Origin of the sequence: Paraburkholderia sp. 31.1, assembly GCF_014397645.1 — a bacterium.
Classification (GTDB): domain Bacteria; phylum Pseudomonadota; class Gammaproteobacteria; order Burkholderiales; family Burkholderiaceae; genus Paraburkholderia; species Paraburkholderia tuberum.
Genome location: NZ_VZQN01000101.1, coordinates 1 through 7,930, shown reverse-complemented (window position 1 = coordinate 7,930; position 7,930 = coordinate 1). Strand labels below are relative to the sequence as shown.

Annotated in this window: 6 protein-coding genes; 2 read left to right on the top strand and 4 right to left on the bottom strand. The window is 56.3% G+C overall.

Annotated features, from left to right (window positions below; all coding sequences use genetic code 11):
* Both F6X37_RS34985 and F6X37_RS34980 read right to left on the bottom strand, forming a co-directional pair.
* Positions 1-3,215: ESPR-type extended signal peptide-containing protein (locus tag F6X37_RS34985; RefSeq protein WP_262420150.1), on the bottom strand; the 3,215-nt coding region annotated here is incomplete at its 3' end.
* An 887-nt stretch (positions 3,216-4,102) separates the two neighbouring features.
* Positions 4,103-4,327: a hypothetical protein gene (locus F6X37_RS34980; RefSeq protein ID WP_187614570.1), complete on the bottom strand. Its 225-nt coding sequence runs from the start codon at positions 4,325-4,327 to the stop codon at positions 4,103-4,105.
* 507 nt (positions 4,328-4,834) lie between these two features.
* Between F6X37_RS34980 and F6X37_RS34975 the strand changes: the two genes are divergently transcribed.
* Entirely contained in the window at positions 4,835-5,638 is an 804-nt protein-coding gene (locus tag F6X37_RS34975) for an EAL domain-containing protein (RefSeq protein WP_187614569.1), read from the top strand.
* A gap of 522 nt (positions 5,639-6,160) precedes the next feature.
* Positions 6,161-7,102 carry a hypothetical protein gene (locus F6X37_RS34970; protein ID WP_262420149.1) on the top strand — a complete coding sequence of 314 codons (942 nt, stop codon included), beginning with the start codon at positions 6,161-6,163 and terminating at the stop codon, positions 7,100-7,102.
* A 141-nt stretch (positions 7,103-7,243) separates the two neighbouring features.
* Here F6X37_RS34970 and F6X37_RS34965 read toward each other — a convergent pair whose 3' ends face one another.
* Complete coding sequence (locus tag F6X37_RS34965; RefSeq protein ID WP_187614568.1) at positions 7,244-7,528, bottom strand: hypothetical protein; 285 nt, start codon at positions 7,526-7,528, stop codon at positions 7,244-7,246.
* Positions 7,529-7,576: 48 nt separating this feature from the next.
* Positions 7,577-7,837, bottom strand: a complete 261-nt coding sequence (locus F6X37_RS34960; protein ID WP_187614567.1) for a hypothetical protein — start codon at positions 7,835-7,837, stop codon at positions 7,577-7,579.
* Between the last annotated feature and the right edge of the window lie 93 nt (positions 7,838-7,930).

Genomic DNA, 7,930 nt, shown 5'->3' with positions numbered 1-7,930 from the left:
GTCGAGGTCGACGTCGACAACGACGAGATACCCGTCGACGTGGAGGTCGACAGCGAGCTCACGCCTGTGGACAGCGAACTCATACCCGTCGAGAGCGACGTGACCGCGCTGTTAGTCGTGCTCAGGCCCGTCGACAGTGACGAGATACCCGTCGATGTGGAGGTCGACAGTGAGCTCAGACCCGTGGACAGCGAAGAGAGGCCCGTCGAGGTCGACGTCGACAGTGACGAAATACCTGTCGACGTGGAGGTCGACAGCGAACCCAGGCCTGTGGACAGCGAATCCACACCGCTCTGCACCGTGCTGATCCCCGTCGAGGTCGACGTCGACAGCGACGAGATGCCTGTCGAGGTCGACGTCGACAACGACGAGATACCCGTCGACGTGGAGGTCGACAGCGAGCTCACGCCTGTGGACAGCGAACTCATACCCGTCGAGAGCGACGTGACCGCGCTGTTAGTCGTGCTCAGGCCCGTCGACAGTGAGCTCAGACCCGTGGACAGCGAAGAGAGGCCCGTCGAGGTCGACGTCGACAGTGACGAAATACCTGTCGACGTGGAGGTCGACAACGAACCCAGGCCTGTGGACAGCGAATCCACACCGCTCTGCACCGTGCTGATCCCCGTCGAGGCTGACGTCGACAGCGAACTCACGCCCGTGGACAGCGAATTCACGCCGCTCTGTGCCGTGCTGATCCCCGTCGAGGTCGACGTCGACAGCGACGAGATACCCGTCGATGTGGAGGTCGACAGTGAGCTCAGACCCGTGGACAGCGAAGAGAGGCCCGTCGAGGTCGACGTCGACAGCGACGAAATACCTGTCGACGTGGAGGTCGACAGCGAACCCAGGCCTGTGGACAGCGAATCCACACCGCTCTGCACCGTGCTGATCCCCGTCGAGGCTGACGTCGACAGCGAGCTCATACCCGTGGACAGTGAAGAGATACCCGTCGATGCGGAGGTCGACAGCGAGCTCACGCCCGTGGACAGCGAATTCACGCCGCTCTGTGCCGTGCTGATCCCCGTCGAGGCCGATGTCGACAGCGACGAGATACCCGTCGACGCAGAGGTCGACAGCGAACTCACACCCGTCGAGAGCGACGCGACCGTGCTATTGGTCGTGCTCAGGCCCGTCGACAGTGACGAGATACCCGTCGATGTGGAGGTCGACAGTGAGCTCAGACCCGTGGACAGCGAAGAGAGGCCCGTCGAGGTCGACGTCGACAGTGACGAAATACCTGTCGACGTGGAGGTCGACAGCGAACCCAGGCCTGTGGACAGCGAATCCACACCGCTCTGCACCGTGCTGATCCCCGTCGAGGTCGACGTCGACAGCGACGAGATGCCTGTCGAGGTCGACGTCGACAACGACGAGATACCCGTCGACGTGGAGGTCGACAGCGAGCTCACGCCTGTGGACAGCGAACTCATACCCGTCGAGAGCGACGTGACCGCGCTGTTAGTCGTGCTCAGGCCCGTCGACAGTGAGCTCAGACCCGTGGACAGCGAATTCACGCCGCTCTGCGCCGTGCTGATCCCCGTCGAGGTCGACGTCGACAGCGACGAAATACCCGTCGACGTAGAAGTCGACAGCGAGCTCATACCCGTGGACAGCGAATTCACGCCGCTCTGTGCCGTGCTGATGCCCGTCGACGTGGAAGTCGACAACGAACTCACGCCCGTGGACAGCGAATTCACGCCGCTCTGTGCCGTGCTGATGCCCGTCGACGTGGAAGTCGACAACGAACCCAGACCCGTGGACAACGAACTCACACCCGTCGAGAGCGACGCGACCGTGCTATTGGTCGTGCTCAGGCCCGTCGACAGCGACGAGATACCCGTCGATGTGGAGGTCGACAGCGACGAAATACCTGTCGACGTGGAGGTCGACAGCGAACCCAGGCCTGTGGACAGCGAATCCACACCGCTCTGCACCGTGCTGATCCCCGTCGAGGCCGACGTCGACAGCGAGCTCACGCCCGTGGACAGCGAATTCACGCCGCTCTGTGCCGTGCTGATCCCCGTCGAGGCCGACGTCGACAGCGACGAAATACCCGTCGACGCAGAAGTCGACAGCGAGCTCATACCCGTGGACAGCGAATTCACGCCGCTCTGTGCCGTGCTGATGCCCGTCGACGCAGAGGTCGACAGCGAACTAAGCCCCGTGGACAACGAACTCACACCCGTCGAGAGCGACGTGACTGTGCTGTTAGTCGTGCTCAGCCCCGTCGACAGCGACGAGAGGCCCGTCGACGTAGAAGTCGACAGCGAGCTCACGCCTGTAGACAGCGATGAAATACCCGTCGACGTCGAAGTCGACAAAGAGTCGACCGTACTTGCGACCGAATACAACTGGCTGCCGTTTACCGCGTCAGTGCTGCTAGGGCCAATCAGGCCAGCGGCCACATATTGTATGCGTCGCTCAGCCCCCACAGCCCCAACGCTTACGACACCAGCAGCGCCGTCGGCACCTGCGAACGAGCCATATGTCGTACCACCGATCTGCTGAGTGCTATACGCGGTGGTCCCAGCCGTGGCAGTCGATGAAGCAGCGGTCGTAGAGGCGTTATTGCCGAGCGCGACCGACCCCATGACATTCGCTGTCGACTGAAATCCAATGGCTGTGGCCTTTGTAGCCGACGCGTTAGCCGTCACACCAATTGCGGTAGCATCAAGAGCCGAAGCTGTAGATTGCGTACCAATTGCGATGCCATAAGAGCCGGTGTTGGTAACAACGTTGGAAACCCCTATCGCTATACCGTCCGCTGCACTGGCGGTGTTTTCGTATCCGATCGCAGAAGCGGAGTTCCCACTGGAAATGTTTGCATATCCAACCGCTACGGCATAGTTGGAATTAGCAGTGCTCTGATAACCGATTGCCAGAGAAGCCCATCCAGTAGCCGTTGCAGTCGTGCCAATAGCCTCTGAGTTAGTGCCAGCTAATGCAGAGCCGCCAATAGCCACCGCATTAACGGAGGCAAGAGCAGAAGTTCCAATTGCGACTGTATTGGTATTTGGACTAGCTGTACCCGCTCCACCGCCGGCATAGTACTGTGCATGAGCAACCGGCGCATGCGTGCCAACCACCACAGCCGCCAAGGTGACCGCCTGAACCACCTTCGACTTCTTCGGCTTGCCCCTAGCTGAGTCGTGTTCCGACACGGCAACCCAGGCCCCCAGCGACTCGTTCCAAATCGATCGGTACGTCTTATTCATTTTTTATTCCCCACCTCGTCCACCCACCCGATCGCTCATGAATTCTTTGATCCGGCTTCAGCACGACCCAAACAGAAAAAACGAGATCCCGGCGACAACGCTGCCACCAGGAATTACTATCAAATTCCTTTCAACCCGATCTCATTCCCCAAATATCATCTTGGCCAGCATATCGATCGCCTTAACCCGCATTGCGAATATTTGTGACATGCCATGGTTTCTGTCGGTATTTACTCAAATAGCGCCCCGCTTCCCGCTCGCCATCGTTCCCATGCAGGTTGCGAGACCCGTCCACTCTGGAGAGGCTTTGCGCGATCCTGCGATTCCAGCCTTCCGAAAGGGATCACCAGGCAGACGCACGCGATAAGGGCTACGGTGAACGGCCCATCGGCAAACCGATAGCTTCAGGGAATTTGCGTACATAAGGTAAACGAAATAGAAATAGCCTGTGCCTTATGAAGGCACTTACATCACGCCCCGACCGCCGGAGTTTTTTCGGCAGCGCGCATATATAACAGTCCGAAAGTACTGAAGCCACGCCATTTCTTGAAGATTGCCAAATTCGATACACTTCGCGAAAAATATCGCCAGAGTTCACGAATATTCACAACGCGCCGCCACCAGACCATTAGAGTCGGAGCGCAATGGTCGGCCTCGAAATTCGATTGAATTCACAAAGCGCTCCGATTTGCGTCGACCTTGTATTCCCGTGACAAGTCGATCGCCACTTGCCCGCGCGATACTGCCCAATGTCCCCCGGGGCACGACCAGCGTCAATTTTTCGCGAGCAGATGTCCAGCAGTTGTGCGATAGCCGCAGTGAACACGACACACATCAAGCCGCAAACGCCGCCAGGATTGTTTTATTTATCAATGGCGGGAACGCACTCAAAAGAGCCGGCAGTTGACCCTCGCGCCGAGCCAGACCCCGCCTAGAACGCCAAACAAGCGCCCCATCAGCATCGCATGCACATCCTTATCCCGCATGAACACGCTACGTCGCAACCGAAAGACTGTCTTCAGCAACAATGGCCTCGGCAGAAGCAGGCATGCAGAGGCTGCAGTTTCCAGCGTCAGACGCAGGCCGAACCTCGGATCGATCGAATGGGACATTCTCCAATGATCCACTCCTGCGGAGATCGCCCACCCGACGAGAGCCCCCAATGCAATTCCCCAAACAAACCTGTCAGTCAAATACGCCGAACGCACAATCCCCTCTTGATTTCCTTGTTCACCCGCACAACCGGCGAGCCGCCCCATCAATTAGCGGGTGAATCGTAGAGGACACCACAGTGCAGCGCGTCACAGAGTGTGAACCGCAAGGCTGGTCGAAAGCAGCGCCGTCATTTCTCATCGCCGCTCCGATGTTTCAATAATTCACAACTCATGTCGCTCAATTCGATACGATTCAATGGCCGGAACTAGCCACGCGACAATTGACACATTCGTCGATGGTCGGACGTTGATATGAACAACGATGAAAGTTGTGCGACTCCGCGACACCTCCATTCGAGCGCGCGCATTTTTCAAAGTTTGCACCAGCGTTTCGCCGACCTTTCAGGAGACAGTGTCGATCCATTTTGATGTGAGGCTTGCAACATACGCGCACTAGAGATTGCTATGGAACACGTTGCTGCAGACATTCTCCACTCCTGCACGGTCGCAGACGCGGAGCGCGGCCTCGCCAGACGGGAGTTCTTTTTCCTCTATCAGCCTAAGCTGCGTATGCAGGAAGGCCGGCTGTGTGGTTTTGAATCACTGCTGCGATGGAGCCACCCGGCACGTGGCGTCCTGACGCCCGCTTCGTTTATCCATCTTGTGGAAGACTCTGCACTTACCCCGCGTTTCACGGATTTTGTTATCGAGGAAGCTGCTCAAACGCTAGCCGATTGGACCGTTCGCGGATATAACACGCTTTCGCTAGCCGTCAATCTTCCCGCCCGAGAAATTGGCCGGCCCGGGCTGGCAAGCAAGTTATCCGCCCTGCTTCGCAGTCGTTCACTCAACGCGGCACGCTTACAGATCGAGCTCACCGAGACCACCGATCCGGGTCCAATTGAAGCGCTCGCCTCCGCCGTTGAATCCATCAAAGAATCCGGCGTAAGTATCGCAATCGACGACTTCGGCTCGGGCTGCTGGTCACTTACCATTCTGCATCGGCTCGGGGTCGACACGCTCAAACTGGACCGCAAGTTCATGTGCGATATTCAGAAGCATGCCGATTCGAAAGTCGTGGTCGAGTCGCTCGTGCAACTCGGACAACGTCTCGGAAAACGTGTCGTCATAGAGGGGATCGAAACGGCAGCGCAGTTCGCATGGGCGAGCACAATCGATCAGATAGATTGTCAGGGTTACTACATCTCCGCACCGATCACAAACGAACAAATCGACGAATTCGTTGCGAGACATGGCGTCACTCATTAGTTCTCAGTCGCCCAGCGATCTGATTGCGCAGTCCTCGCTCCAGCTGCACGAGTCTGGTACAGGCCTGAGTAGTCGCTTTCAATTCAGCCTGTCCCCGAATCCAAATACGCTATCGGTTCCCAGCAAACCGGTCTGTCAAGCTCGTTGAATCTCGACGGCGGTCGGTCACAAACATCTGCTTTTCCCGCTCCGACAAAAACCCGCGAGTGCGTGACAATTATTCACAACATCACGCCCCGTTCCGGTTATGCTGAATTCATCGACTTTTCCGGTCGATCTCGGGCAGGAAAGCTAATCCCCGAAGCTGCGCCTGCTCCTTGAAGCCCCGACTAATCCCCGATTGCCGGGGCTTCACCTTTTCTCTTCCCATACTCCCTATTCGCTATATCTCTCTCGAACGCGCACTGATACCGTTCCGTGAAGTACGGCGGACTGATCGTTAACACCAACGCCCGGTTCGCTTTGCTCTGACACGCACATATCGGAATGCATTGCCCGCCCCTTGATGAAGGCTGTAAGCAGATGGAAAACAACTACAACGCCAACGCCAACGCTGAAAGCAGATCAGACCTGAGCTGCTCAGAAGCGTCGATCGACTTGGGCGTTTTGGTCTATATCGACAACAGAAAGGAGATTGTCGAGGAGTTTCATTGGCTCTACAAGAGCATGATTTTCAGCAACTTGTTCCTGCGCTCCAGGATCATTGCTGTGTGTCATCCTGATGCGATCAATCTTCTGCCAGTCGATGAAAAGTTGACGATCATTCCGAGTACGCCATACCTCGAGCGGAATACTGAATGGCAGGGATATGCTTACATCAATAGCGTTGGAAATTTCGTTGATCAAAGCGTTTTTGACGAGTGCAAAAAATACCGATTTATATTGAAAACGGACTGCGACACGTTCGTTACGCCAGCATTGCTTGACTTTTCTCCATCCGGACTATGCTTTGGTTTCGGCGCGTACGCCTATGAGGAAGAAGTCCGAGGGAAATTGTCTCAATGTAGTCTACGGTGGGGATTCCCTCATTCGGGCCTGCATAATGTTGGGGCTTCGGTCCTGGGACCATCGGACCATGTGTGCAACTTCCTCACTGCGCAGTTGGACTATTGCAACAAATTAATCAAAGAGGAATTTTCCAACTTTGAAGGTGCATGGCCGGGCTGGTGTAAGAATGTTTTGACGATGTACGCTGGGGAGCTAGCGCTTCGCCGCACCTATCCGCAACAATGTTCGCTCGGGTTCCTTGACCACTTTCCTTCTGCAACGAGAAATATCGGCAGTGACGTTCTGCATATTCATGCGTGGCATACGAACCAATATTGGTCAAAACACGACTTTCGTGCAGGAAAATATTTTGACATCAGATCAGACCAAATAGATCGAAACACTTTGGGGGGCTACTGTCATTGGCTCGCTCAGTCTGCTATTGATAACGTTGTAAATGAAAGACTCACTCGTTAGACGGGAATCATTGTGACGGCTGAGTCGTGGCCTTCAGCCAGTCCAATACGATCTTCTCGGCTTTTCACTCCACTTAAGTTGAGCAGACGTGAACCATGTTCGTTGGTTGGCCTAAAGACAGGCGACCTGCAGGTGGTGGGCTCACGGAAAAGTTTCTAGTTCCACCTGGTATGCCATTAACCCCGTCGATCGCCAGTCCAGAAGCGAGGCCATCTTTTCGAGACGCGCAAACTCCTCTTGCCCCCGTCTTGTGAGGATCGCTATGTCGATGGGTTCGGGAACTCTCGCGTTGACTCTGGGCGGAAAGCGCTGGACCTCGACCAGTTCGAGGTTGCGAAGGGTAATCAGTTTCTTCGGCTTCTTCCCCCATGGGATCTGGCGGTGACAAACTAGCCTAAGCAATTGGAGACTTTCTTCGTTGGACAACACCGCAATCTCCTAACGTGCGCAATGGGTCATCCCGCTTGTACTGCTCTACTTCTGTCGCCGACCGATTCCTTTCAGCGTCTTCACAGCGATTGCGTCAAACAGCTCACGCGCGCTGAAAAATTCCAACCGCCCTTCCTCGGCAAAAATCCTCAGTCGCCCACCACAGATCTGAATCACGCAGTCCTGACCCCAAGCTGCTCGAATCTGACCTAAAAGTGCTTGCTGTTCATCGTCGTAGTAATACAGCCATGCTCGATATGCCGGATCAGGTCCGGCGCGCGTCAAGCAAGTTGTCGCCTCACTCATGCAGCCAGAGGCTGTTTATTTGCGCTGATCGACGCCATCTCGACGACTGAGTCGCGTTCGGGGTTAAGCGTCACGGCACCAACCGGTGTCCAG